The following is a 288-nucleotide window of genomic DNA, read 5'->3' as shown; positions in this document are numbered from 1 at the left end:
AATTGTGCTTTAAGTCATTACAATAAATTAATTGAAGTATCGTTATTCAGAAAAAAAAAGCCTGCAAATATTTGCAGGCTTATCTTATGTGGCTCCTCAACCTGGACTTGAACCAGGGACAAACGCTCGTTTTATTTAAGCACAGTCCGTTGCTCTACCAACTGAGCTATTGAAAAATTGTGCTTTAAGTCATTACAATAAATTAATTGAAGTATCGTTATTCAGAAAAAAAAAGCCTGCAAATATTTGCAGGCTTATCTTATGTGGCTCCTCAACCTGGACTTGAAC

General features: G+C 35.1%; 1 tRNA gene. It reads right to left on the bottom strand.

Annotation, left to right across the window (positions count from 1 at the left end):
* Positions 1-89: 89 nt before the first annotated feature.
* Positions 90-176: transfer RNA gene (locus tag H4J52_RS02945), tRNA-OTHER, on the bottom strand.
* Positions 177-288 lie beyond the last annotated feature (112 nt).

The sequence above is a fragment of the Colwellia sp. MB02u-14 genome (assembly GCF_014076915.1).
Classification (GTDB): Bacteria; Pseudomonadota; Gammaproteobacteria; order Enterobacterales; family Alteromonadaceae; genus Colwellia_A.
Note: the sequence above shows the minus strand (reverse complement) of the source record. Positions and strands in the feature narration are given on the sequence as shown.